General features: G+C 61.1%; 21 protein-coding genes and 2 pseudogenes. 12 read left to right on the forward strand and 11 right to left on the reverse strand.

Annotated features, from left to right (window positions below; translation table 11 throughout):
• The first annotated feature begins 11 nt into the window (after positions 1-11).
• On the forward strand, positions 12-971 hold the full coding sequence (locus C4J87_RS01945; protein ID WP_124360893.1) for an amino acid ABC transporter permease: 960 nt from the start codon (positions 12-14) through the stop codon (positions 969-971).
• Positions 964-1698: an amino acid ABC transporter ATP-binding protein gene (locus tag C4J87_RS01950; RefSeq protein WP_124360894.1), complete on the forward strand. Its 735-nt coding sequence runs from the start codon at positions 964-966 to the stop codon at positions 1696-1698. Before C4J87_RS01945 ends, C4J87_RS01950 begins: the two co-directional genes overlap by 8 nt.
• Positions 1699-1750: 52 nt before the next feature.
• Here C4J87_RS01950 and C4J87_RS01955 read toward each other — a convergent pair whose 3' ends face one another.
• From C4J87_RS01955 to C4J87_RS01965, 4 genes and pseudogenes are all read right to left on the reverse strand, one after another.
• A complete protein-coding gene (locus tag C4J87_RS01955) occupies positions 1751-3658 on the reverse strand; it encodes a methyl-accepting chemotaxis protein (RefSeq protein WP_124365512.1) in 1908 nt (635 codons plus the stop codon).
• A 133-nt stretch (positions 3659-3791) separates the two neighbouring features.
• Positions 3792-4664 (reverse strand): methyl-accepting chemotaxis protein, encoded by an 873-nt coding sequence (locus tag C4J87_RS26560; RefSeq protein WP_372237489.1) that lies wholly within the window; start codon positions 4662-4664, stop codon positions 3792-3794.
• A pseudogene (locus C4J87_RS26565) lies at positions 4650-5708 on the reverse strand (methyl-accepting chemotaxis protein); the annotation flags it as partial. The pseudogene C4J87_RS26565 and the gene C4J87_RS26560, both read right to left, overlap by 15 nt.
• Before the next feature lie 274 nt (positions 5709-5982).
• A complete protein-coding gene (locus C4J87_RS01965; RefSeq protein WP_124365514.1) occupies positions 5983-7173 on the reverse strand; it encodes a murein transglycosylase A in 1191 nt (396 codons plus the stop codon).
• Positions 7174-7300: 127 nt separating this feature from the next.
• Here C4J87_RS01965 and C4J87_RS01970 point away from each other — a divergent pair, with 127 nt between their 5' ends.
• Positions 7301-7750: a cytochrome c gene (locus C4J87_RS01970; RefSeq protein ID WP_124365515.1), complete on the forward strand. Its 450-nt coding sequence runs from the start codon at positions 7301-7303 to the stop codon at positions 7748-7750.
• A gap of 5 nt (positions 7751-7755) precedes the next feature.
• Here C4J87_RS01970 and C4J87_RS01975 read toward each other — a convergent pair whose 3' ends face one another.
• From C4J87_RS01975 to C4J87_RS01990, 4 genes are all read right to left on the reverse strand, one after another.
• Positions 7756-8151, reverse strand: a complete 396-nt coding sequence (locus C4J87_RS01975; protein ID WP_124365516.1) for a DUF1090 domain-containing protein — start codon at positions 8149-8151, stop codon at positions 7756-7758.
• 39 nt (positions 8152-8190) lie between these two features.
• Positions 8191-9852 carry an NAD-dependent DNA ligase LigB gene (gene ligB / locus C4J87_RS01980; protein ID WP_124365517.1) on the reverse strand — a complete coding sequence of 554 codons (1662 nt, stop codon included), beginning with the start codon at positions 9850-9852 and terminating at the stop codon, positions 8191-8193.
• A 270-nt stretch (positions 9853-10122) separates the two neighbouring features.
• Positions 10123-11313: a methionine adenosyltransferase gene (gene metK, locus C4J87_RS01985; protein WP_124365518.1), complete on the reverse strand. Its 1191-nt coding sequence runs from the start codon at positions 11311-11313 to the stop codon at positions 10123-10125.
• A gap of 19 nt (positions 11314-11332) precedes the next feature.
• Entirely contained in the window at positions 11333-12328 is a 996-nt protein-coding gene (locus C4J87_RS01990; RefSeq protein WP_124365519.1) for a metalloregulator ArsR/SmtB family transcription factor, read from the reverse strand.
• 259 nt (positions 12329-12587) lie between these two features.
• Here C4J87_RS01990 and tkt point away from each other — a divergent pair, with 259 nt between their 5' ends.
• The 6 genes and pseudogenes from tkt to fba all read left to right on the forward strand — a co-directional run bounded on the left by tkt (position 12588) and on the right by fba (position 18977).
• Complete coding sequence (gene tkt / locus C4J87_RS01995) at positions 12588-14585, forward strand: transketolase (RefSeq protein WP_124360904.1); 1998 nt, start codon at positions 12588-12590, stop codon at positions 14583-14585.
• A 169-nt stretch (positions 14586-14754) separates the two neighbouring features.
• A pseudogene (gene epd / locus C4J87_RS02000) lies at positions 14755-15809 on the forward strand (erythrose-4-phosphate dehydrogenase).
• A 17-nt stretch (positions 15810-15826) separates the two neighbouring features.
• Positions 15827-16990, forward strand: coding sequence for a phosphoglycerate kinase (locus C4J87_RS02005; protein WP_057014011.1), 1164 nt, complete (start codon positions 15827-15829; stop codon positions 16988-16990).
• A gap of 31 nt (positions 16991-17021) precedes the next feature.
• The gene (locus C4J87_RS02010; protein ID WP_124365520.1) at positions 17022-17249 is read left to right on the forward strand and encodes a hypothetical protein; all 228 of its coding nucleotides are present in this window, start codon (positions 17022-17024) and stop codon (positions 17247-17249) included.
• Between the two features lie 60 nt (positions 17250-17309).
• The gene (locus C4J87_RS02015) at positions 17310-17642 is read left to right on the forward strand and encodes an MliC family protein (RefSeq protein ID WP_124365521.1); all 333 of its coding nucleotides are present in this window, start codon (positions 17310-17312) and stop codon (positions 17640-17642) included.
• A gap of 270 nt (positions 17643-17912) precedes the next feature.
• Entirely contained in the window at positions 17913-18977 is a 1065-nt protein-coding gene (fba, locus tag C4J87_RS02020) for a class II fructose-bisphosphate aldolase (RefSeq protein ID WP_003177554.1), read from the forward strand.
• A gap of 58 nt (positions 18978-19035) precedes the next feature.
• Here the strand turns inward: fba and C4J87_RS02025 are convergent, their stop codons facing one another.
• Together C4J87_RS02025 and C4J87_RS02035 are read right to left on the reverse strand one after the other, a co-directional pair.
• A complete protein-coding gene (locus C4J87_RS02025) occupies positions 19036-19329 on the reverse strand; it encodes a fructose-bisphosphate aldolase (RefSeq protein WP_124365522.1) in 294 nt (97 codons plus the stop codon).
• Positions 19330-19814: 485 nt separating this feature from the next.
• A complete protein-coding gene (locus C4J87_RS02035; protein ID WP_124360908.1) occupies positions 19815-20480 on the reverse strand; it encodes a polysaccharide lyase family 7 protein in 666 nt (221 codons plus the stop codon).
• A 310-nt stretch (positions 20481-20790) separates the two neighbouring features.
• Between C4J87_RS02035 and C4J87_RS02040 the strand changes: the two genes are divergently transcribed.
• The 3 genes from C4J87_RS02040 to C4J87_RS02050 are packed head-to-tail and all read left to right on the forward strand — an operon-like array spanning position 20791 to position 23753.
• A complete protein-coding gene (locus C4J87_RS02040; protein WP_124365524.1) occupies positions 20791-22896 on the forward strand; it encodes a bifunctional diguanylate cyclase/phosphodiesterase in 2106 nt (701 codons plus the stop codon).
• Between the two features lie 42 nt (positions 22897-22938).
• Entirely contained in the window at positions 22939-23439 is a 501-nt protein-coding gene (locus C4J87_RS02045) for a M48 family metallopeptidase (protein ID WP_124365525.1), read from the forward strand.
• Positions 23440-23456: 17 nt separating this feature from the next.
• Entirely contained in the window at positions 23457-23753 is a 297-nt protein-coding gene (locus C4J87_RS02050; protein ID WP_124365526.1) for a helix-turn-helix domain-containing protein, read from the forward strand.
• A 104-nt stretch (positions 23754-23857) separates the two neighbouring features.
• Here the strand turns inward: C4J87_RS02050 and C4J87_RS02055 are convergent, their stop codons facing one another.
• The gene (locus C4J87_RS02055; RefSeq protein ID WP_124365527.1) at positions 23858-24310 is read right to left on the reverse strand and encodes a GNAT family N-acetyltransferase; all 453 of its coding nucleotides are present in this window, start codon (positions 24308-24310) and stop codon (positions 23858-23860) included.
• Between the last annotated feature and the right edge of the window lie 171 nt (positions 24311-24481).

The following is a 24481-nucleotide window of genomic DNA, read 5'->3' on the forward strand; positions in this document are numbered from 1 at the left end:
CGGAATCTGAAATGAAACAGAAAAAAGCCCAATGGCCCTGGCACCTGCTGACGGTGCTCGTACTGGTCGGCCTGGCTGGTGCCTTGTACTACGCCACCTCGCTGATGTCCTACGAATGGCGCTGGAACCGCGTGCCGCAGTACTTCGCCTATCAGGCCGAGGAAGCGCAGCGTGCGGCGGATATTTCGACGGTCATTGAACTGGTACGCAAAGGCGACGTGGCCGAGGTTACCCTGCGCAATGACGCCGGCACCGAACAAACGCTGACGGTTGCCGACAATAGCCTGCAGGTGGCGCGCGGCGATGATGTGGCTGAAGGTGACGTCATCGGTGTCAACCGTCATTGGGCGTTGGGGCCGCTGATGTGGGGCCTGTGGACCACGCTGTGGTTGTCGGTGGTGTCCGGCGTCCTGGGCCTGGCGATTGGCCTGGCCACCGGTTTGTGCCGCCTTTCCAGCAACCCGACCTTGCGCGACCTGTCGACGCTCTACGTCGAACTGGTGCGCGGTACACCGCTGCTGGTGCAGATCTTCATTTTCTATTTCTTTATCGGCACGGTGCTCAACCTGTCACGGGAGTTTGCCGGGATCGCCGCACTGTCGCTGTTCACCGGCGCCTATGTGGCGGAAATCGTGCGTGCCGGTGTGCAGTCGATCACCCGTGGCCAGAACGAGGCCGCGCGCTCCCTGGGCTTGAGCGCCAGCCAGTCGATGCGCCATGTAGTGTTGCCTCAGGCGTTCAAACGCGTGCTGCCACCGTTGGCCGGGCAATTCATCAGCCTGGTGAAAGATACCTCGCTGGTCTCGGTGATCGCGATCACCGAGTTGCTCAAGAGTGGACGCGAAGTGATCACCACCTCGTTTTCGCCGTTTGAAATTCTGTTCTGTGTGGCAGGCCTGTACCTGCTGATCAACCTGCCGCTGTCGAAAATGGCCAGCCGGCTTGAGCGGAGGCTCGCGCAAAGTGATTGAAGTCCGCGATCTGGTAAAAGTCTTCGACACCCGTGGTCATGTGGTGCGTGCGGTGGACCATGTCACCACCCAGGTGGCCAAGGGCGAAGTGCTGGTGGTGATCGGTCCGTCCGGCTCCGGCAAGTCCACCTTCCTGCGCTGCCTCAATGGGCTGGAGGAGTTCGACTCAGGTTCGGTCAGCATTGACGGTTTGCAGCTGGCCGACCCGAAGACCGATGTGAATGCCTATCGCCGTGAAGTCGGCATGGTGTTCCAGCATTTCAACCTGTTCCCCCACATGACCGTGCTGGAAAACCTGTGCCTGGCGCAAAAGGTCGTGCGCAAGCGCGGCAAGCAAGAGCGTGAGGCCAAGGCCCTGGCACTCCTGGAAAAGGTGGGTATTGCGCAGAAAGCCAATGAGTTCCCGTCACGCCTTTCCGGCGGCCAGCAACAGCGGGTCGCCATCGCCCGGGCGTTGGCGATGGAGCCCAAGGTGATGCTGTTCGACGAACCCACCTCGGCGTTGGACCCGGAAATGGTCGGTGAAGTGTTGGATGTCATGAAGACCCTGGCACTGGAAGGCATGACCATGGTGTGCGTTACCCACGAGATGGGCTTTGCCCGCGAGGTGGCAGACCGGGTGTTGTTCTTCGATCACGGCAAATTGCTGGAAGACGCGGCGCCTGCCGAGTTCTTCGCGGCGCCGAAGGACCCGCGGGCCCAGGCTTTCCTGCGCCAGGTCTTATAGGTTCGGGCGCCTATGTGGGAGCAAGCCCCCTCCCACATTGGATGGCGGTGTTTCAGAGCTTGAATTTGCCGATCAGCGTCTGCAGATCCAGGCTCAACCTCGTCAACTGAACACTCGCGGCCGCCGTTTCCTCGCTGGCGGCGGCGGTCTGTTCCGACACATCCCGCACCTTCAAGACACTGCGATTGATTTCCTCGGCCACTGCGCTTTGCTGTTCGGCGGCGGCGGCAATCTGCGGGTTCATTTCCTGGATGACCGATACCGTGCGGGCAATCGCTGCCAAGGCCTCGCCGGCGTCGCGAGTCAGGGCAACGCTGTTGTCGGTCAGGTTGCGACTGCTGTCCATGATGTCCGCGACCTGCTGGGTGCCGTTATGCAACCCAAGGATCAGCCCTTCAATCTCTTCAGCCGATTCCTGTGTGCGCTGGGCCAGGCTGCGCACTTCATCGGCGACCACGGCAAACCCTCGCCCGGCAGTGCCTGCGCGCGCCGCTTCGATGGCGGCGTTCAGGGCGAGCAGGTTGGTCTGCTGGGACACGGACTTGATAACGTCCAGCACGCTGGCGATCTTTTCGCTCTCTTTTTGCAGAGCCAGCATCGCGCGGCCGGATAAGGCCATTTCACTGGCCAGGTTGCCGATTTGCTCAACCGCCTGGATGACTACCTGCTCGCCGGCGCCGGCCTGCTGGTCTGCTTCGTTCGCTGCAACGGACGCGCGTTCGGCATGGCGCGCCACTTCCTGGGCGGTGGCGAGCATTTCATTCATCGCCGTGGCCACTTGGTCGGTTTCATCTTTCTGATTGTTCAGCCCGTTGCGGGTCTGTTCGGTCACGGTGGATAACTGCGTCGCCGCACCGGCAATCTGCCGAGCGCTGTCACCGATGCTGCTGATCAGGCTGCGCAGGCTGCGGGTCATTTGCCCGATGCTTTGTTGCAGCTGGCCCAGTTCGTCGCGGCGCTCCACGTGGGTGTCGTGGCTCAGGTCGCCTTGAGCGACACGGTTGGCGGCAACGAGGATGTCACGCAACGGCGAGGCGATCTGGCTGGCAATCCACCACGCGGCCAGGGCGCCCAGCACCAGTGCAGCCGCCGTGACGCCAATCAGCAGCGTGCGCGTGTGGTCGGCCTCGTCATTGCGCTTGGTGTTCTGGCTCTGGCTCAGCAAGTTACTGTTCTCGCGCAACTCATTGAGCTGCTGTTCGAAGCGGTTTTGCACGGTTTCGACGTTGAGCTGGGCTTGCTTGAGCTTGAGCAGTTGTGCACGGTAGTCGTTCAGGTCGGTTTTGAGCAGTGCTGAGTCCACGGGCAGCATGAACACCGCCTTCTGTGCGATGTCCAGCGCATCCAGCGCCTGGCTTGCTGCCTCGGCATAGGCTTGCAACGACTCGGCGGCCCAGGCGGGATTCTGGGCGCGATCCTCGGCCTGCTCCATGGCTTGGCGCAGTTGCTCAATGGCGTCGAGCGCCTTTTCGTCATTCTGGTCGGGCAAGTCGCTGGCGAATTGGGCCAGGGTGTCACTGGCTTGCAGGGCGGATTTTTTGAGCGCTGGCCGGACACTCTCTCGCTGCTCGATCAACGCGGGCAGCTCCGCCAGCGCGGCCTTCAAGCCAGCCACCAGGCGTGTCGCCTCCTCATTGCGTTGCACATCGGTCGGGTCTACCAATCGATGCGAAAGGTCTGCCAGGAGCTGGTCGATTTTCTCGGTCTTCTGCGTCATCTGGGCCAGGCTGGCTTTGTCCGCAAGGGTGCGGTAGACGGTGCGGTCGGCGCGCATGGCCTCCGCGTACACGGCCAGTTCGCCCAGGCTCGTCAGGCTATTGGACCGATAAAGCACGGCGTTCAGGGCTTGCCAGCCCGCCGCGGCGATCATGAAACTGAGGATCAGCACTTGGCCAAAACCCAGAGCCAGCTTGAGGCGAACACTGGCGTTAACCAGTATGCGGGTCAGCCGAGAAAACATGGCACACCTCCCAATCAGAAAAAGCGTTTCGCGACAGATGAACGCTAATTCGAATCGAGGTGAGGGCGGGCTGATAACTGTGTAGGAAATTTCACAAGGTGCGGCAGCCTCAATCGGCCGCCGCTCAAGTCAGTCAGATGCGGAAGCGCCCGACCAGGGTTTGCAGGTAGATGCCCAGGCGTGCCAGCTCTGCGCTGGACGCCGCCGTTTCTTCGCTGGCTGAAGAGGTTTGTTCGGAGACATCGCGCACATTCAACACGCTGCGGTTGATCTCTTCGGCTACCGCGCTTTGCTGCTCGGCGGCCGTGGCGATCTGCGAGTTCATCGCCTGGATGGTCGAAACGGTACGTGTGATGTTCTCCAATGCGCTGCCGGCGCGGCGGGTCAGTTCGACACTGCTGTCGGTCAGGCCGCGGCTATTGTCCATGATGGTCGCCACCTGCTGGGTACCGTTTTGCAGGCCGACGATCAGTTCCTCGATCTCCTCGGTGGACTTCTGTGTGCGCTGCGCCAGGCTGCGCACTTCATCGGCCACCACGGCGAAGCCACGCCCGGCTTCGCCGGCGCGCGCCGCTTCAATGGCCGCGTTCAGCGCCAGCAGGTTGGTTTGCTGGGCCACGGACTTGATCACGTCGAGCACGCTGCCGATTTTGTCGCTTTCGCGCTTCAGGTCTGCCATGGCGATCGTCGAATTGCCGACTTCGGTGGCCAGGCGCTCGATCTGGGCGATGGCTTCGCCAACCACCTTGTCGCCTTCACGGGCCTGCAGGTCCGCGGCCACGGCGGCTTCCGAGGCTTCTTCGGCATTGCGCGCAACTTCCTGCACGGTAGCGGCCATCTCGTTCATGGCCGTGGCTACCTGGTCGGTCTCGATCTTTTGACTGTTGACCCCGGCGCTGGTCTGTTCGGTCACTGCCGACAACTGCTCGGCGGCGCTGGCGATTTGCGTGACGCCATCGCTGATGCCGCCAATCAACTCGCGCAGGCCCACGGTCATGCTTTGCATGGCGCGTTGCAGTTGGCCGAGTTCATCCTGGCGCGCGGATTCCAGATTGTGGCTCAGGTCGCCCGAGGCTACGCGTTCGGCGACCTTGAGGGTTTGATTGAGCGGAATGATGATCTGGCGAGTGATGGCCCAGGCGGCGAAGAGACCAAAACTCAGTGCCAGCAGGGCAGCCAGCAGCAACAGCCGTTTGGCTTGCGCGGCATCACTGTCGCGGACCACGGTTTGCGAGGCGGTGAGTGTGCTGCTGCGGTCCAGCAGAATGTCGCCTTGGACGTTCATGAGTTTCAGCGCAGCGGCGCTGGCCACCTGCGAGTCGCGGTACTGGCTGACAGCGGCGCGGTAGGCTTGCAGCGAGGCGCTGGCCTGTTGCAGGTTGGTCGAGAATTGGTCAGGTAGCTGGCCGTTAAGGGCGGCGATTTTCTTCAGCGCATTGTCGATGGCATCCAGCGCAGGCTGCTCGGCCTCGACTTTGCCGCTGTAGGTGTAGCCGCGAACCTGAAACCGCGCCTGCTGGATCAGCTTGCTCAGGTCGACGATGCTGTTGAACTGGCTGACGCTGTCGCCCTGTAACAGGGCCTTTTCCACTTCGCCGACTTTGAGCACCGCGTTGTCGGCGGTATCGCCGAGTTTGCTGCGCGCGTTTTCGCGATTGGCTCCTGCCTGGACCATGGCGTCGAATGCACGCTTGTACTGGTCAACCGCCGCGAGTTGGTCATCGACCAACGCGATATCGGCGGGCTGTTCAATCAGCGCCCGCGCAGTTTTCAGGCCGCTTTCCAGTTGGCCGAGAAGGCCATTGACAGTTGCCGGGCCCTGTTCGCCACGGCGCATTTCAAAGTCCAGTCGCGCGATGCGCAGGTCCTTGCTCAAGTCGTTGAGACTGGCGATGTAGCCCAGTTTGTCGCCACGGCTTATCACGCTGGATAGCCCGGTCCAGCCGGTGAGTGTGATGATTAACGTAAGCAGCAACACCAGGCCGAAGCCTACGCCCAGTTTGGTTTTGACGCTCACATTTCCGAGCTTTTCGGCCGACCAACGATACATGCTGCGAACTCCCCTGGAACAAGGCTTGGACTTATTCACAGGCTATCGGCATGTGCACGGGATTCTGTAGCGCCACCGATTCACTGGGGGAGGGGGCTTGCCCTAATGCCAGTCAGTTAAGGCTTTTTGTAGGAGCGAGCTTGCTCGCGAAGAACTCAGAGCCCCCGCGTTTATTCAGAATGAACGCGTTGCCTAGACGTTTTTCGCGAGCAAGCTCGCTCCTACAGTGGAGCACTTTCGCTTAACTGACAGGCATTAGGGCTTGCCCCGATCATCATAGAGCGTCCGTGACAGGCGCCTGAGGCAGCGCCGCACCCTTGGGCCACAACATCCAGATCTGCCCCTGTTGCTTCATGTTCCCCGCCAACTCGCCCGCTGCCTCGCCTGTGCCCCAGAACAAGTCTGCCCGCACTTCGCCGGTGATTGCCCCCCCGGTGTCCTGGGCTGCGACGGGTCTGGTGATGGCTGAACCGTCAGGTTTGGTGGTCGACAGCCACAGCAGGCTGCCCAGCGGAATCACCTTGCGGTCCACCGCCACGCTGTACCCCGCCGTCAATGGTACATTCAGCGACCCGCGCGGCCCTTCGTTGCTGTCGGGGCGGGCGCTGAAGAATACATAGCTGGGGTTGCTCGCCAACAACTCTGGAATACGCTGCGGGTGCGCCTTGGCCCAGGCGCTGATGGCACCCATGCTCACCTCTTCTTTTTTCAGCTCGCCTTGCTCGACCAGCCAGCGGCCGATAGGGCGGTAGGGGTAGCCGTTCTGGTCGCCATACCCCACGCGCAGTTGACGCCCACCGGCCAGTTGAATACGCCCAGAGCCCTGGATCTGCAGGAATTGCAGGTCCATCGGATCGGTCAGCCAGGCTATCGGCTTGGCGGTCGAGCCCTGGCCGTTGATGGTGCTGGCATCGTCATACGGCTTGAGCACGCGGCCTTCCAGGCGGCCGCGCAGGCGTTTGCCCTTGAGTTCCGGGTAGATTGCTTCCAGGTTGACGATAATCAGGTCATCCGGCACGCCGTACACCGGCACATGCGCGGTGGCGGTTTCGGTCAGGCTGCCGGGGTAGACCGGCTCGTAGTAGCCGGTGATCAGGCCGTTCGGGGTGTTGTCGGCTGAACGCAGGCCGAATACATCCAGGCGCTCTTTAAGAAACCCGCGAACCGCCACGGCATTGCCCGGTACGCTGGCTGCCGCTGCGCAGGTCGCGCTCCAGATCGGGTCGGCCTTGAGGCGCTGACAGGCACTGCGCCAGGATTCGAAGCCCGCCAGCAAGTCGCTGTCGGAAACCGCCGGCAGCGCTTCCCACGGAGCGCTCACGTAAGTGGCGACGGCATGGGGTTTGGGCGCCTCTTCTTTGGCTGTCTCTTTGCCAGCGTCTTTGCCCACGTCGCAGCCGGCCAGCAGCGCGATCATCGGTAGAGCCCACGCCAAGCGGCTCCAGGGTTTCCAATTGACATTCATGCACGTAATTCCTGAAGCGATTGCCCGTGCTTTTTCGCGCTTGGGCAATCCTTATTATTAATAGGGCTATTGGTCTTTGCGGAGGGGGCGGGGATACTGACCGCCGTTTCCGTGACCCTGAGCCACCATGACTTTAAAAAATATGACCGTTGTAGTGTTGGCCTGCCTGGCCTTGTCCGCCTGCGGCGGGGTTGACCCCAATTCCCCCCTGGGCCAGCGCAAGGCGATCTTCAAACAGATGCTCAAGACCGCCGAAGGCCTGGGCGGCATGTTGCGCGGGCGCATCCCTTTCGACGGCGCCCAGTTCGCCGACGGCGCGGTCAAGCTGGACGCGTTGTCCCATCAACCCTGGCAGCACTTCCCGAACGTGCGTGAAGAGGACCACACCAGTGCCAGGGACGAGGTGTGGCAAAAGCAGGCGCAGTTCCAGCAAATGGCCCGCGACCTTGAAGCGGCCACCGGTGAATTGGTGATCGCAAGCCGGGTCCAGCCCTATAAGGCCAGCAATCTTCAACCTGCAGTGCAGAAAGTTGAAGATGCCTGCAGCGCCTGCCATAAGCAGTTTCGGGACCACTGACCGGTTTACTGGTCGAGTTCTTCCACCGCATCCTGCAGTTCTTTGCGCGATTCGGCGAGCTTGTCCTTGCGCTTGTTGATCTTGTCCGGATCGCCTTTTTTCATGGCCTTGTCGAGGTCGGCCTGACGGCGGCTGACTTCGTGCTTGGCATCCAGCACCTTGTTTTCGCGTTCTTTCTTCAGCGATGCGTCAGTGCAGTTGGCGGTGACCTCGCTCAGGGCTTTTTCCAGGCCGGCCTGTTGGGCGCTGTTGCCATGGGCCTTGGCCTGTTCGATCTGGGTGCTGATGGCCTGGCGCTTGGCGGCGCAGCCGGTCAGTTCGGGCGCTTCGTCGGCGGCCAGCACCGGCGTGGCCATGAAGCTTGCGACAGTCAGCAAGGCAAGAGGGGCAAGAAATTTCATATAAGGACTCCAAGTAGCATTCAGAGGGTCGGGCCGGACTCAGAAACCGTCTATGCCGGCTTCACGTAATGTTTCAGCCAATGCCTGGACCTGCGGGTCGCGGAAAAAGGCGCTCAGTTGCGCTGCGCGGCCCGGGCCGATGCCGTCCGAGGCCAGCCAGGCTTGGGTGTCTTTGGCGACCAGGGTATGCCAGTCGCCCTCCAGGTTGTTGCGCGCCGCAGGCGGTACGCCAAGGGCTTTGAGCCATTGTGCAAACGGGCGTTGCCGGGCGCTGTGAATACTGTCGAGCACCCGCGCGCGGGTGCGTTCGCCGAAGCCATCAATGTTAGCAAGCTCTGCCGCATCCAGGGTCAACCAATCGAGAAAGCCTGCGATTAGACCGGCCTGGATCAATACGTTCCAGGTTTCCCGCCCCATATGTGGCAAGGCCAGGCCCTGGTTGCTGCTCAGCCAGGTGAGGCGCGAGAGCAGTTGCTCCTCGCAGCCAGGGTCCAGCTGCCAGCAGCTCAAGGCGTGAAAGTCTCGAGTATCGGGTACTGGCACTTCCACTCGGGTGTTGTTGCGCAGGATCACCTCGTCGAGCCGGGGAATGACCTGGCCGGCAAGGCTGATGGATACCTGATCGCCGGGCCGGATGTCGAGGGCCTGCCAGTTTCTCAACGAACCCGCGCTGACTCGGCTGATTTGCCGGTCATCCAGTCGCACCGGTTCCAGTTCGAGAATCGGTGTGATACGCCCGGTACGCCCGATCCTGAACTGTACTTTGCGTACCAGTGCCAGCGCTTTGGTCGCAGGGTACTTCCAGGCCACCGCCCAGTAAGGTGCGCTGGCTTGCCAACGTTTGGCGGGTGCGCGCGCAGCCTGGTGCAACACCACCCCGTCGCTGGCGAACGGCAACGGATGGTTGTACCAATGTGTACGCCAGCGCGTGGCATCGCTGATGCTGTCGATGGACTGGCTATACCGCTGGCTGTCGGTGAACCCCCACCGTGCCAGCGTGGCCAGGCGCTCGGTGAAGCTCGCCGGGCCTTCGGGCCAGGCCCAGACGAACAACCCGATCCCGCCCGCCTCGGTGTCACTCAATTGGCGTCGGTTCATCAAGCCGGCCACTTTGCTACGCGCGTTGAGCCCGCCGTTTGCCGACTGTACGTGACCGTCGAGGCGCCAGTAGAGCTCGCCTTGCAGCACGGCGTCGACGGGGTCCGGCAGTTGCTGGACGATACCCGGCATCTTGCGCGCGGAAGCTGTCCAATCGTGACCGAGCAGGCCATCGCCGCGGCTGATGAGTTGGTGCAGCTGGCCCTTGCGATACACCAGGGTCACGGCTACCCCGTCGACCTTGGGTTGAATCCAGACGTCCTGGCGGGTGCTGAGCCACTCACCCACATCGGACGCGTCCAGCAGCTTCTCCAGGCCGGTATGCGCGACCGGGTGGCGTAGCGTGCCGCGTGAGCTTGCCAGCGGGTTGTAAGCCCTGGGTGTGGGTTGAAGGTCACATTTGCGCCAATGAGTCAGGCGTTGGCGGGCCTGGTCGTACAGTTCATCGCTGATGGGGGATTGACCCTGTCGATGGTAGACGTCATCCCACTGGCTGACCTGCCTGGTCAACGTGTCGATTTGCGCTCGGGCATCCTCGGGACAGTCTTCGGCCCAGGCCCAGCACGATAGAAAGCCAATCAGGAGAACCATTGACGCGCGCATCGGGAGCATCCTTGCTCGAAAAGGGCGTTCAGCCTAAGTGATCCGCACGGCCACAAAAAAGCCCCGACCGAGCGGGGCTTTTTACCGGGTGTTTCTGCCTGCTTGAACCAGCCGTCCAACGCCTCCGGCGCGTCGTGGTTATCAGCCTCGGCCGCCCGATTTTGCTGGCCGCGTCGACTTCGGCCTCGGTTTCAACGATTTTGTTGCAATCTTTGAAAATCAAAAAGCCCCGCCGGGCGAACCTGGCGGGGCTTTGTCAGCCGCGAACGATTACAGACCGGCAGCGGTACGCAGGTCGTTGGCGCGGTCAGTTTTTTCCCAGGTGAAGGTGGTGAAGGTGTCGTCGCCGACCGTCTTCTGCGCAGGGGTACGACCGAAGTGGCCGTAGGCTGCGGTTTCCTGGTACATCGGATGCAGCAGGTCGAGCATGGTGGTGATCGCGTAAGGGCGCAGGTCGAAGATCTCGCGCACCAGCTTGACGATCTTGTCATCGCTGATCTTGCCGGTACCGAAGGTATTCAGCGAGATCGAAGTAGGCTGGGCCACACCAATGGCGTAGGACACCTGAATCTCGCAACGTTCAGCCAAGCCGGCGGCGACGATGTTCTTGGCCACGTAACGACCGGCGTAGGCAGCGGAACGGTCGACCTTGGATGGATCCTTGCCGGAGAACGCGCCACCGCCGTGACGGGCCATGCCGCCGTAGCTGTCGACGATGATCTTGCGACCGGTCAGGCCGCAGTCGCCCACCGGGCCGCCGATGATGAACTGGCCGGTCGGGTTGATGTGGAATTGGGTGTCCTTGCTCAGCAGCTCGGCAGGCAGTACGTGCTTGACGATCAGCTCCATCACGCCTTCGCGCAGGTCTTTGTAGGAGACATCCGGGTTGTGCTGGGTGGACAGTACGACGGCGTCGATACCCACCACTTTGCCGCCTTCGTAGCGGCAGGTGACCTGGGACTTGGCGTCCGGGCGCAGCCACGGCAGCAGGCCGGATTTACGTGCTTCGGCCTGGCGCTGTACCAACTGGTGAGAGAAGGTGATCGGCGCGGGCATCAGCACCTCGGTTTCGTTGCTGGCGTAGCCGAACATCAGGCCCTGGTCGCCAGCGCCTTGATCTTCAGGCTTGGCGCGGTCGACGCCCTGGTTGATGTCAGGGGACTGCTTGCCGATGATGTTCATCACGCCGCAGGTCGCGCCGTCAAAGCCGACGTCGGAGCTGTTGTAGCCGATGTCGGTGATCACGTCGCGCACGATCTGTTCCAGGTCGACCCAGGCCGTGGTGGTGACTTCGCCGGCGATGATCGCCACGCCCGTTTTCACCAGAGTCTCGCACGCCACACGGGCGAACTTGTCTTCAGCAATGATGGCGTCCAGCACCGCGTCAGAAATCTGGTCGGCGATTTTGTCCGGATGCCCTTCAGACACGGACTCGGAGGTGAAAAGGGAGTATTCGCTCATCTCGATGTTTTCCTGATATTTACCGATGGTGAGTGTCGCCAGTCGGTCGCTGAAAATGGCGGACCTGAATCTGGAAACCATTACGTAAACCTACATAGAGGCTTTCCCCGGGAACGAGTCCCGCAGCGGTGGCCCAACGGGCCAGATCGTCCTGTTCAAAACCCAACCAGAGATCACCGCAGGCCTCCCTGGCCCAATTCTGGTTGTGGCTGCATAAATCCGTTACCAGCAGGCTGCCGCCGGGGTGCAGCAACCCGGCCATTTGCTTGATCGCGTCGGCGGGGGCGGCAAAGTGGTGCAAGACCATGTTCAGCACCACGCAATCGGCCCGCAGGCGGGTGTCGCTCAGGGCGTCGGCCAGTTGCAGGCGGACGTTGCCCAACGCCTCGCGTTCACACAGCTGGCGCGCCAGTTCAAGCATCGCCGGGCTGTTGTCCAGCGCCGTCACCTGGCCAAAGCGCCGCGCCAGGTCCGGCAGGAAACCGCCATCGCCAGGGCCGACTTCCAGGACCGTAGCCTCATTGCTGAAGCTCAGCTTGTCCAGCAGCGCCAGTACGCTTTCGCGGTACTGGGGCAAGCCGGCGATCAGGTCTTGCTGAGCACGAAATTTCTCGGCAACCCGTGCGAAAAAATCCTGGCTGGCAGCGGCGCGTTGCCCATGGACCTGACTGACGCGCGACTGTACGTCGCTCGGCAGGTCCAGGCTGTCCACTTCGTCAAGCAGGGCGGCGTGCAGTTTGCCGCCGAGCAACTCGGTGTGGGGCAGGGCGCGACGGTAAAAAATTGCATTGCCTTCGCGGCGGGTCGCCACCAGGTCGGCCTGGGCCAGTACCTTCAGATGATGGCTCATGCCGGACTGGCCGATGGCGAAGATCTGCGCCAGCTCCAATACGCCGAAGGAATCGTTGGCCAGTGCGCGCAATACGTTCAAGCGCAACGGATCACCTGCAGCCTTGCAAAGGGCAGCCAGTTCATCGCCGTCGTCAGGACGCAGGGAGGGCACGGGTAGGTTCATAAGGCCAGCAGTCTAGTGACGGGTGGTAATCGCCGCAAGGCCAATATCAAAAAGTTTTGATATTGATCGATAAGTGGCAGTTATAAGCGGGCGCTATAACCTTTGGACGAACCGGCATCCGGGTTCTGCAAGGGATTGGCGGGCAAACCGCAGGAAAAACCGCTTCAAGTGACTATCTGTCATTGCCCGCAGGCGGTGGCTGAGGGAAAATGCCGGTCCTTTTTTCCGTTTCTTTGTTCAAGCCCCCAGGAGATCAGCGATGCCCAGCCGTCGTGAGCGTGCCAACGCCATTCGTGCCCTCAGCATGGATGCCGTGCAAAAAGCCAACAGCGGCCATCCCGGTGCCCCGATGGGCATGGCGGATATCGCCGAAGTACTTTGGCGTGACTACCTGAAGCACAACCCGAGCAACCCGTCGTTCGCCGACCGTGACCGTTTCGTACTGTCCAACGGCCACGGCTCGATGCTGATCTATTCGCTGCTGCACCTGAGCGGCTACGACGTCACCATCGATGACCTCAAGAGCTTTCGCCAGTTGCACAGCCGCACCCCGGGCCACCCGGAATTCGGCTACACCCCAGGCGTCGAGACCACCACCGGTCCCCTGGGCCAGGGCCTCGCTAACGCGGTTGGCTTCGCGCTGGCTGAAAAAGTCTTGGGCGCGCAGTTCAATCGCCCGGGCCACGATATCGTCGATCATCACACCTACGTATTTTTGGGTGATGGTTGCATGATGGAAGGCATTTCCCACGAAGTCGCTTCCCTGGCCGGCACCTTGGGCCTGGGCAAGCTGATTGCCTTCTACGATGACAATGGCATTTCCATCGACGGCGAAGTCGAAGGCTGGTTCACCGATGACACCCCCAAGCGTTTCGAAGCCTACAACTGGCAGGTGATCCGCAACGTCGACGGCCACGATCCGGAAGAAATCAAGATCGCCATCGACACCGCTCGCAAGAGCGCGCAGCCGACCCTGATCTGCTGCAAGACCACCATCGGCTTCGGCTCGCCGAACAAGCAAGGCAAGGAAGACTGCCACGGCGCCCCGCTGGGTGACGCGGAAATCGCCCTGACCCGCGAAGCGCTGAAGTGGAACCACGGCCCGTTCGAGATCCCGGCCGACATCTACGCCGAGTGGGACGCCAAGGAAAAAGGCCTGGCCACCGAAGCCGAGTGGGACCAGCGCTTCGCTGCCTACTCCGCCGAATTCCCTGAGCTTGCCAATGAGCTGGTACGCCGCCTGGCCGGTGACCTGCCGGCCGATTTCTCGGAAAAAGCCTCGGCCTACATCGCCGAAGTCGCGGCCAAGGGCGAGACCATTGCCAGCCGTAAAGCCAGCCAGAACACCCTGAACGCCTTTGGCCCGCTGCTGCCTGAGTTCCTCGGCGGTTCGGCCGACCTGGCCGGTTCCAACCTGACGTTGTGGAAAGGCTGCAAAGGCGTGTCGGCCGAAGACGCCAGCGGCAACTACATGTACTACGGCGTGCGCGAGTTCGGCATGAGCGCCATCATGAACGGCGTGTCGCTGCACGGCGGCCTGGTGCCTTACGGCGCGACCTTCCTGATGTTCATGGAGTACGCCCGCAACGCGGTACGCATGGCCGCGCTGATGAAGAAGCGCGTGATCCATGTGTACACCCACGACTCCATCGGCCTGGGCGAAGACGGCCCGACGCACCAGCCGGTCGAGCAATTGACCAGCTTGCGCACCACGCCGAACCTGGATTGCTGGCGCCCTGCCGACGCGGTGGAATCCGCCGTGGCCTGGAAGCACGCCATCGAGCGCAAGGACGGCCCTTCGGCGCTGATCTTCTCGCGCCAGAACCTGCAGCACCAGGTGCGTACCGACGCGCAGATCGCCGACATCAGCCGTGGTGGCTATGTGCTCAAGGACTGCATCGGTGAGCCGGAACTGATCCTGATCTCCACCGGTTCCGAAGTGGGCCTGACCGTTCAGGCGTACGACAAGCTGACCGCCCAGGGCCGCAACGTTCGCGTAGTGTCCATGCCGTGCACCAGCGTGTTCGAAGCCCAGGACGCCGGCTACAAGCAATCGGTATTGCCGTTGCAGGTCAGCGCACGTATCGCCATTGAGGCGGCTCACGCCGACTACTGGTACAAGTACGTAGGCCTGGAAGGCCGCGTGATCGGCATGACCACCTACGGTGAGTCGGCACCGGCACCTGCCTTGTTCGAAGAGTTCGGTTTCACCCTGGAAAACATCCTGGGCCAGGCTGAAGAGTTGTTGGAAGACTAAGGCGCTAACGCGGTGGCCCACTGACCACCGCCTCTACTGTAGGAGCGAGCTTGCTCGCGAAGATCGTTAACGATAACGCAGCGTTTCTGGTTTAACGCGGCGCTCTCAAGTTCTTCGCGAGCAAGCTCGCTCCTACAGTGGTTTGTGTCGCCCCTACTGCGAGAACCCCATGCCCCAACCGCGTCCCTACAAAGTTGCACTCAACGGCTACGGCCGCATTGGTCGTTGCGTCTTGCGTGCTCTGTTCGAGCGAGGGGCGGCGGCAGGGTTTGAAATTGTTGCGATCAACGACTTGGCCGACATGGCCAGCATCGAATACCTGACACGTTTCGACTCCACCCATGGCCGCTTCCCTGGCGAAGTGCGGGTCGAGGACGATTGTCTGCATATCAATGGCGACTGCGTAAAAGTACTGCGCAGTGCCACCCCGAGGGCATCGACTGGGCGGCGCTGGGCGTCGACCTGGTGTTGGAGTGCTCCGGTGCCTACCACACCCGTGCCGACGGCCAGCGTTTTCTTGATGCCGGCGCTCCGCGCGTGCTGTTTTCCCAGCCGATGGCCAGCGAGGCGGATGTGGACGCCACCGTCGTCTACGGCATCAACCAGGACTGCCTGACCGGCGCCGAGCTGCTGGTGTCCAACGCCTCGTGTACCACCAACTGCAGCGTGCCGTTGTTGCGCCTGCTGGACCAGGCGATCGGCCTGGACTACGTGTCGATCACCACGATCCACTCGGCCATGAACGACCAGCCGGTGATCGACGCCTATCACCACGAAGACCTGCGCCGCACGCGTTCGGCGTTCCAGTCAGTGATTCCGGTGTCCACCGGCCTGGCGCGTGGCATCGAGCGATTGCTGCCGGAACTTGCCGGGCGAATCCAGGCCAAAGCGGTACGGGTGCCGACGGTGAACGTGTCCTGTCTGGACATCACCATGCAAACCGTGAGCGATACCGATGCGGTGGAGGTCAACCGGATATTGCGCGACGCCGCCACCAGCGGCCCGCTCAAAGGCTTGCTGGCCTACACCGAGTTGCCCCACGCCAGCTGCGATTTCAACCATGACCCGCATTCGGCGATTGTCGATGCCAGCCAGACCCGCGTTTCCGGCCCGAGGCTGGTGAACATCCTGGCCTGGTTCGACAACGAATGGGGCTTTGCCAACCGAATGCTCGATGTTGCAGAACACTATCTGCAAGTGGCTTCCAAACAACCTCAACAGTAATTCAGGAACTGCGACCCATGACCGTGTTGAAGATGACCGACCTCGATCTGCAAGGTAAGCGCGTACTGATTCGCGAAGACCTCAACGTCCCAGTCAAGGACGGTGTTGTCACCAGCGATGCGCGAATCCTGGCCTCGCTGCCGACCATCAAGCTGGCCCTGGAAAAAGGCGCGGCCGTGATGGTCTGCTCCCATCTGGGTCGCCCGACCGAAGGTGAGTTCTCCGCTGAAAACAGCCTCAAACCTGTGGCCGAATACCTGAGCAAGGCCCTGGGCCGCGACGTACCGTTGGTGGCTGACTACCTGGGCGGCGTTGACGTCAAGCCTGGCGACATCGTGCTGTTCGAAAACGTGCGCTTCAACAAGGGCGAGAAAAAGAACAGCGACGAGCTGGCCCAGCAATACGCGGCGCTATGCGATGTGTTCGTGATGGACGCCTTTGGCACCGCCCACCGCGCCGAAGGCTCGACCCACGGCGTGGCCAAGTTCGCCAAGGTCGCCGCTGCCGGCCCTCTGCTGGCCGCTGAGCTGGATGCGCTGGGCAAGGCCCTGGGCGCTCCGGCGCAACCGATGGCCGCCATCGTGGCCGGTTCCAAAGTCTCCACCAAGCTGGACGTACTCAACAGCCTCAGCCAGATCTGCAATCAGCTGATCGTCGGCGGCGGCATTGCCAACACCTTCCTGGCCGCAGCCGGCCACCCGGTGGGCAAGTCGCTGTACGAGCCGGACCTGCTCGACACCGCCCGCGCCATCGCCGCCAAAGTCAGCGTGCCGCTGCCGGTGGACGTGGTGGTCGCCAAGGAATTCGCCGAAAGCGCCGAAGCCACCGTCAAGCTCATCGCTGACGTAGCCGACGACGACATGATCCTGGATATCGGGCCGCAAACCGCAGCCAACTTCGCTGAGCTGTTGAAAGCCTCCCAGACCATTCTGTGGAACGGCCCGGTCGGCGTATTCGAATTCGACCAATTCGGCAACGGCACCAAGGTGTTGGCCAAAGCCATCGCTGAAAGCTCGGCATTCTCCATCGCGGGGGGTGGCGACACCCTGGCGGCCATCGATAAATATGGCGTTGCTGATCAGATCTCCTACATTTCTACCGGCGGCGGTGCGTTCCTCGAGTTCGTCGAGGGCAAAGTACTGCCGGCCGTTGAAGTGCTGGAAACCCGAGCCAAAGGTTAAGGCGCGCGTGATCAGGAAAAAGGAGCGTCCCATGATCAAGTCGTTGGCACTGGTGATAGCAGTGGGCCTGTTGGCCGGCTGCAGCAGCACGCCAAGCGCGGCGCCGGAAGCTGAAAAGCCGGGGCCGGTGCAGAAGAAAAGCTGCTACCAGGCCGACTGGCAAGCCGAGACCATGCCGGTGATCAACAAGCGCATGGGCAATGACCGGCTGGAGAAATACGACTCCGCGCCCAACGGTCAGGAACAGGGTTGCCCTTGACGGGTCTGATCCACTAACCCACAGCAATGGCGGCCTTGTGTCGCCCTGCGAGGATTGGCAATGAAAGGCGCTATCGCCCTGGCAACCCTGGCCTTGTTGGCCGGTTGCAGCAGCATGAACATGTTCGACAAGGCTGGGCCGGAAGGTAAATGGACGACGTGGACCTGCGACAGCAAGGCCGAGGTCAATTGGCGCTTCGCCAACCCGGCCCGCACTGAGGTGGATGTACGCCTCGGCGGTTCCGACCAGGTTTATCGCCTCAAGCAGGACGTTGCGGCTTCGGGCGTGCTGTACAGCAATGATCAGCTGGCGTTTCACACCAAGGGTGAGGAAGGCCTGATTTACTGGACGGCCACGGATGATTTGATTGGGCGCGGCTGTAAGGCCAACTGAGATCTGTCATGAGATGAGATCCAAATGTGGGAGGGGGCTTGCCCCCGATTGCAGTGTGTCAGTCGGCACATGGGTGTCAGGATGGCCGCTATCGGGGGCAAGCCCCCTCCCACATTGATTCGGTTTCAACTTGGAATTTGAGTCGGCTACATCAGCAATAACGATTCAGCAGCACAAGGCTCAACCCCTTGATCTGCAATAACTTGAATAGCAGCCGCCGCTACGGCAGGCTTGCACGATTAACGACCCTCGACCGGGAGAGACAACACAATGGCACTTATCAGCATGCGTCAAATGCTGGACCACGCAGCCGAGTTCGGCTACGGCGTCCCAGCCTTTAACGTCAACAACCTTGAGCAGATGCGCGCCATCATGGAAGCCGCTGACAAGACCGACTCCCCCGTGATCGTCCAGGCTTCGGCCGGTGCCCGCAAATACGCCGGTGCGCCGTTCCTGCGCCACCTGATCCTCGCGGCCATCGAAGAATTCCCGCACATCCCTGTGTGCATGCACCAGGACCACGGCACCAGCCCTGACGTGTGCCAGCGCTCGATCCAGCTTGGCTTCAGCTCGGTGATGATGGACGGCTCCCTTGGCGAAGACGGCAAGACCCCGACCGATTACGAGTACAACGTACGCGTTACCCAACAAACCGTGGCCATGGCTCACGCCTGCGGCGTATCGGTTGAAGGCGAGTTGGGCTGCCTGGGTTCCCTGGAAACCGGCATGGCCGGCGAAGAAGACGGCATCGGCGCCGAAGGCGTGCTGGATCACAGCCAGATGCTGACCGACCCGGAAGAAGCCGCCGACTTCGTCAAGAAGACCCAGGTAGATGCCCTGGCCATCGCCATCGGCACCAGCCACGGCGCCTACAAGTTCACCAAGCCACCGACCGGCGACGTGCTGGCCATCGACCGCATCAAGGAAATCCACAAACGCATCCCCAACACCCACCTGGTGATGCACGGTTCTTCCTCGGTACCGCAAGAGTGGCTGGCGATCATCAACCAGTACGGCGGCGACATCAAAGAAACCTACGGCGTACCGGTTGAAGAAATCGTCGAAGGCATCAAGTACGGCGTGCGCAAGGTCAACATCGACACCGACCTGCGTCTGGCTTCCACGGGCGCGATGCGTCGCCTGATGGCCACCAACCCGAGCGAGTTCGACCCGCGTAAATTCTTCGGCGCCACCGTGACTGCAATGCGTGATGTATGTATCGCACGTTACGAAGCCTTTGGTACTGCCGGTAATGCTTCGAAGATCAAGCCGATCTCGTTGGAAGCGATGTACCAGCGTTACCTGAAAGGTGAGCTAAACGCCAAGGTGAACTAAGCCTCGCGTTTCAAAAAAAGCCCGCAGTGATGCGGGCTTTTTTGTGGGTGGGATTTGATCAGTTTGCAGGCAGTGTATCGAAACCACGGTGTTCGATGACCCGGAACACGTCGCTCACGTCTTGCACCAGAATGCGAGCGGTGTTGGCCACGTTGTTCAGGTCGCGCTCGGCGAAGTCCGGCAGGCTGGAGCAGGCCATCAGGTTGAGGTGTTCCAATGCGACGTTGAGGCGTTCGCGCAGGCAGGCGTGGAGGTCGAGCAGTGGGGCGTCGCTGTCGATCAAGAGCACGGGCGAATCGGTCGCGGACTCAGTGCAGGGATAAAAACGGCGGGGCGGAAGTTGGTTGTTCATGGCAAATCCTTAACTCGAAAGAAGAATAGCCACCGTTTGCTGCGAAACAAATTGGGTGGCAGCTGTACGCGGGTTCGCAGACCGAGGAGTTAAGACCCGGCAGACCCGAAGGTCTCCCACGCACAGCCGCCATAACAAAGACACCGTCGGCCGGGAGCCTGGGCTGTTTTTGACGGGTGCGGAATTAACTCTGTAGGGCTGCGAAACCCTGCCACCGATCAATGCCAGCGACGAGGCGAACTATAAGCGGCGATCTGTCTGGCCGCAACGGTGCTGTAGGACGAACACCGGCCTCTCAGGCCAAGCAGGGCAAATGTGGGAGGGGGCTTGCTCCCGATGGCGGTGCGTCAGTCACTGCATGTGCAAGCTGATACACCGCCATCGGGAGCAAGCCCCCTCCCACAGGGGATTCAAGTGTCTGCACTTACTGGGGAATGACCCTCGCGCTCATCGGACATGGCCTACGCGCATTGAGGCCAGTCCACCTATTCATGATCAATATCCAACTTCGCAAACGTCACCTTTGCCCCTTCCTTGCTATCCCCACTGTTGTCCTGCACATACACCCCCGCCTTGAAGTACAGCGGCTTGTCGGCCCAGGCTGCGCCGATGCGTTCATTCCACTCACTGTCGGCCGCGTACACGCTGAGCAGCCCGGCTTTGTTGAGGTTGATCACATAGGTGAAGGTCTTTTCCAGTGGCACATTGGAGGCAACGATGATTACCCGGCTTTCAGATTCGTCCGGGCGCATGCGCACTTTGGCGACGATGTTGCCGGTCTGGGTTTTTTCCTTGAACTGGTACTCCAGCTTGATCAGCGGTTTCTGACTGTCGTAGGCGTGGATCTGGCCGATCACCACCTTGCCGGTGGACGGTACCTGGTTGACGGTGAGCGTGGCGCGCAGGAAGTTATCGGCCTCGGGGTAGGTCCAGTTGCGCAGGCGCCCGTCGGCGTAGGTTTCGCGCAGTTCGCTGCGCGGGTAGATGGCGTTTTCCGTGCGGGTGCCGGTGACAGGGGTCCAGAACTGCACATCGCTGCCTTCGGCCTGGAAGTACTGGTCATTGAAGCCGTTGAGCAGCTTCGGGGTTTCGATGGTCGTGGGCGGGGAGCCGACCGGAATGCTCAGGTTCCAGGTGGAAAGGTCGATCATGGTGTTGGCCTTTTACGAGGGGTGAAAGCTTTAGCCCGAGGGCTGCACAGGTTCTTTATAGGTGGTGTTAACCAAGTTGTTAACACTGACTGGCAATTTATTGGCGTCAGCAGAATGCCAAAAAGCCATGTTGCCCATGGTACGCGGGCTACAGAGCCTTACCGTTAGTCGGCTGCCTCGGCTTTGGCGCAATGATGGCATCGACGTTACTTCTGCTTTTTTATAACCGGGGCTAGAGTGAGGCCTCATTATTTGTCCGGTTTAAAGTACCCGAAGTGACCGGTGCAGTTCCTTAAGGAAGAGACGTAGCATGGATTGCGCTCCAAACCTCGGCGACGGCAGTTCAGTTCTCTTGGTGGTCGATGACTACCCGGAAAATCTCGTCAGCATGCGTGCAGTGTTGCAGCGCGAAGACTGGCGAATCATTACCGCCGCTTCCGGTATGGAGGCCCTGGAATTGCTACTGGTCTACGACGTCGATCTGGTATTGCTGGATGTGCGCATGCCCGGTATGGATGGCTTCGAGGTGGCACGCCTGATGCGGGGCAGCCAGCGTACGAGCATGACGCCGATCATCTTTCTCACCGCCGATGCACAGTCGCCCGACGCGGTGCTCAAAGGCTATGCCAGCGGTGCGATCGACTATCTGTTCAAGCCCTTCGACCCGCATATCCTCAAGCCCAAGGTGCAGGCGCTGTTGGAGCATCAGCATAATCGCCGCGCCCTGCAGCGGTTGAGCCATGACCTGGAGGCCGCTCGCGCCTTCAATGCCTCGGTGTTGGACAACGCCGCCGAAGGCATTCTGGTGGTGGGCGAGGGCAGCGTGATTGAGTATGCCAACCCTGCGATCTCCAGGCTGCTCAACGCCACGATGGCGGAGTTGCAAGGCGAGAGTTTCTTGAGCTTCCTGCAAAAACCCCATGTGCCCGCCTGGTTGGGGTTCCCGATGTACGAGGCCTATCGCAAAGGCGAAACGTGGCGCTTGCACGATGCCATCTTGCGCACCAGCCGTGGTCAACAGGTGCCGGTGGCGTTGTCCTGCGCGCCCTTGCCCGCAGAGCAGAAGGCGATGGTGGTGACGGTGCTGGACATGTCCGAGGTGCGTCACTTGCACCAGCAACTGGAGTTCCAGGCGGTGACCGACCCGCTGACCGGGCTGCTGAATCGTCGCGGCTTCTACCAGACAGTGGGCAACATGTTGTCGCGCAGCGAGCGCAATGAGCAGTCGCTAGTGTTGCTGTACCTGGATCTGGATGGCTTCAAACGAGTCAACGACACCTTGGGCCACGACGCCGGTGATCGCGTGCTGCGCTGGGTTTCCGAGCAGATGCAGGCGTGCCTGCGCTCCTACGACATTCTGGGACGCATGGGCGGGGATGAATTCACTGCCTTGCTGGAGCTGGAGTTCCCGGAGCAGGCGGCGAAGATTGCGGAAAAACTGATCGAACGGGTGTCGGTGTGCCAGCAGGTCGACGGTCTGGAGGTGATGCTTGGGGTCAGCATCGGTATTGCGACGTTTCCCGACTGTGGCTCGGACCTGAGCGGCCTGTTGCGCGCGGCGGACATCGCCATGTACGAAGCCAAGCGCGCCGGCCGTCAGCAGTATCGCTATTACGACCAGGAAATGAACGGCCGAGCCCGTTCACGCCTGATGCTGGAAGACAGTGTGCGCACCGCGATTCAAAACAAGGAATTCACCTTGGTGTACCAGCCGCAGGTGTCGCTGGAGGACGGGCGCTTGCGCGGTGTCGAGGCGTTGCTGCGCTGGCAGCACCCGAGCGTCGGCGATGTGTCGCCGGGTCTGTTTTTGCCGTTGCTGGAAGAGGCGCGCTTGATCAGCCAGTTGAGCACTTGGATTTACCAGCAAGTCGCCGCCCAACGCCAGGCCTGGCAAGCGGCGTTCGATGAAGAGCTGGTGCTGAGCGTGAGCCTGAGCAGCAGCCAGTTCAATATGCCCAACCTGGCCAGCCAACTGCGCCAGGTCCTCGAAAGGCACGGGTTACAGGGGCGGCAGTTGGAAGTGGAAATCAGTGAAGACTGCCTGATGAGTAACCTTGAGGAATCGACCAAGCAGCTCAAGCTGTTGCGTGGGCTTGGGGTGCGTATCGCCCTGGATGACTTTGGCTCAGGGCGGTGCTCCCTGGCGCATCTGCGCGACCTGGCGTTCGACACCCTCAAGCTGGACCCGCAATTGGTGGCCCGCCTGCCAGGCTCGGCACGGGATGCAGCGATGGCGCGCAGCATCATCGAGCTGTGCGGGCATTTTGATGTGCTGGTGATCGCCGAGGGCGTGGAAACCCTTGAGCAGTCGCAGTGGCTCAAGGCCCATGGCTGCTCGTTCATCCAGGGCACCTGGGCGGCGGCGCCGCTGATGGCCGAGGACGTTGTCGGTTGGTCGCACCCTCACGCGCTTTGAATTCGCTACACTGGCGCCTGTCCGAACCACGTTGCAGACCCCATGACCGCGTTGAAATACCTCCAGGCCTATCCCGCTGCCCTTCAGGAGCAAGTTCGCCAGCTGATCGCCAAGGACCAGTTGGGCGCCTATCTGGAGCAGCGTTATCCCGAGCGGCACGCCGTGCAGAGCGACAAGGCCCTGTACAGCTACGCCCTGGCCTTGAAGCAGGAACACCTGCGCAATGCGCCGTCGATCGACAAGGTGCTGTTTGATAACCGCCTGGACCTGACCCACCGCGCCCTGGGATTGCACACCACGATTTCCCGGGTGCAGGGTGGCAATCTCAAGTCCAAGAAAGAGATCCGCATCGCCTCGCTGTTCAAGGAAGCGGCTCCCGAGTTCCTGCGCATGATCGTGGTGCACGAGCTGGCGCACTTTAGGGAATCGGACCACAACAAGGCGTTCTACAAACTCTGTGAACACATGATGCCCGGCTACCACCAGGTGGAATTCGACCTGCGGGTGTACCTCACCTGGCGCGATCTGCAGGGCAAGCCCTAATCACAAGGCGATTGACCATGGATGTGAGCAAGACCAAGAGCAGCTTCTACCGCCGCCTGTATGTGGCGTACCTGATCGACAGCGGGCTGGCCAGCAGCGTCCCTGCATTGACCGAAGCGACTGGCATGCCCCGGCGCACGGCGCAGGATACGATTGCGGCGTTGGCCGATCTGGATATTGTGTGCGAGTTCGAGCAGGAGGATGGCGCCCGTAACCATGCCGGGCGTTATCGGATTCGTGATTGGGGGGCGATTGATCGACGGTGGATCGAGGGGAATCTGGTGTCGATCAAGCGGGTATTGGGTTATCCCTGAAGGCTTGCAGTGCCTGGCCTGACGCTATCGGGGGCAAGCCCCCTCCCACACTTGATTTGTGAATACATTCAAATGTGGGAGGGGGCTTGCCCCCGATGAGGCCCTCAGACTCGTCGCATCCCGATATGTGGAATATCGTCTTCCAGGTATTCCTCTCCCGCCACCACAAACCCGTACCGTCCGTAATACCCCTGCAAGTACGCCTGGGCTGACAGAAAAATCGGTGTCTCGGGCCAGATATCCTCGATCTGCTTGAGGGCCTCTTCCATCATCAAATGTCCCAGCCCGGTGCCGCGTGCCGATGGCGCGACGATCACTCGACCGATCACCACATCGCCGCCCTGGGTCTCTGGGTCCAGCAGCCGCAGGTAGGCCACCAGCTCATTGTCGTTCCAGGCCATCAAGTGGTGGGTATCGCCTGACAGGTCCTGCCCGTCAATGTCCTGGTAAACGCATTTCTGTTCAACGACGAACACCTCGCCGCGCAGGCGCAGGATGGCGTAAAGCTGTTCCTTGCCCAGATCGTCGTGATGTTTGCAGACCCAATCAACCGTCATGATGTGCGCTCTTGTCAAAGGCTTGGCAGGGATAGTAAGCGCGACCGGCGCTGCTGTCTAAAACCGGCTATTTTGTGAATAGCGTCAATTTGCCATCATTCAGTGCATGCGCGGCCGACTTCTTTGTGTAATAAGCAATAGACGCTCATTGATGAGCTACTGTTATCAGGC

The organism is Pseudomonas sp. R1-43-08, assembly GCF_003852255.1.
Classification (GTDB): domain Bacteria; phylum Pseudomonadota; class Gammaproteobacteria; order Pseudomonadales; family Pseudomonadaceae; genus Aquipseudomonas.

Coding starts and splice junctions, on each gene's coding strand:
- metK (WP_124365518.1), bottom strand. CDS start 11,313: ATGAGCGAATACTCCCTTTTCACCTCCGAGTCCGTGTCTGAAGGGCAT.
- C4J87_RS02025 (WP_124365522.1), bottom strand. CDS start 19,329: ATGAACAACCAACTTCCGCCCCGCCGTTTTTATCCCTGCACTGAGTCC.
- C4J87_RS02045 (WP_124365525.1), top strand. CDS start 22,939: ATGACCGCGTTGAAATACCTCCAGGCCTATCCCGCTGCCCTTCAGGAG.
- C4J87_RS01990 (WP_124365519.1), bottom strand. CDS start 12,328: ATGAACCTACCCGTGCCCTCCCTGCGTCCTGACGACGGCGATGAACTG.
- C4J87_RS01965 (WP_124365514.1), bottom strand. CDS start 7,173: ATGAATGTCAATTGGAAACCCTGGAGCCGCTTGGCGTGGGCTCTACCG.
- C4J87_RS02040 (WP_124365524.1), top strand. CDS start 20,791: ATGGATTGCGCTCCAAACCTCGGCGACGGCAGTTCAGTTCTCTTGGTG.
- tkt (WP_124360904.1), top strand. CDS start 12,588: ATGCCCAGCCGTCGTGAGCGTGCCAACGCCATTCGTGCCCTCAGCATG.
- C4J87_RS02005 (WP_057014011.1), top strand. CDS start 15,827: ATGACCGTGTTGAAGATGACCGACCTCGATCTGCAAGGTAAGCGCGTA.
- C4J87_RS02050 (WP_124365526.1), top strand. CDS start 23,457: ATGGATGTGAGCAAGACCAAGAGCAGCTTCTACCGCCGCCTGTATGTG.
- ligB (WP_124365517.1), bottom strand. CDS start 9,852: ATGCGCGCGTCAATGGTTCTCCTGATTGGCTTTCTATCGTGCTGGGCC.
- C4J87_RS02055 (WP_124365527.1), bottom strand. CDS start 24,310: ATGACGGTTGATTGGGTCTGCAAACATCACGACGATCTGGGCAAGGAA.
- C4J87_RS02010 (WP_124365520.1), top strand. CDS start 17,022: ATGATCAAGTCGTTGGCACTGGTGATAGCAGTGGGCCTGTTGGCCGGC.
- C4J87_RS26560 (WP_372237489.1), bottom strand. CDS start 4,664: ATGCAAAGCATGACCGTGGGCCTGCGCGAGTTGATTGGCGGCATCAGC.
- C4J87_RS01970 (WP_124365515.1), top strand. CDS start 7,301: ATGACTTTAAAAAATATGACCGTTGTAGTGTTGGCCTGCCTGGCCTTG.
- fba (WP_003177554.1), top strand. CDS start 17,913: ATGGCACTTATCAGCATGCGTCAAATGCTGGACCACGCAGCCGAGTTC.
- C4J87_RS02035 (WP_124360908.1), bottom strand. CDS start 20,480: ATGATCGACCTTTCCACCTGGAACCTGAGCATTCCGGTCGGCTCCCCG.
- C4J87_RS02015 (WP_124365521.1), top strand. CDS start 17,310: ATGAAAGGCGCTATCGCCCTGGCAACCCTGGCCTTGTTGGCCGGTTGC.
- C4J87_RS01975 (WP_124365516.1), bottom strand. CDS start 8,151: ATGAAATTTCTTGCCCCTCTTGCCTTGCTGACTGTCGCAAGCTTCATG.
- C4J87_RS01945 (WP_124360893.1), top strand. CDS start 12: ATGAAACAGAAAAAAGCCCAATGGCCCTGGCACCTGCTGACGGTGCTC.
- C4J87_RS01955 (WP_124365512.1), bottom strand. CDS start 3,658: ATGTTTTCTCGGCTGACCCGCATACTGGTTAACGCCAGTGTTCGCCTC.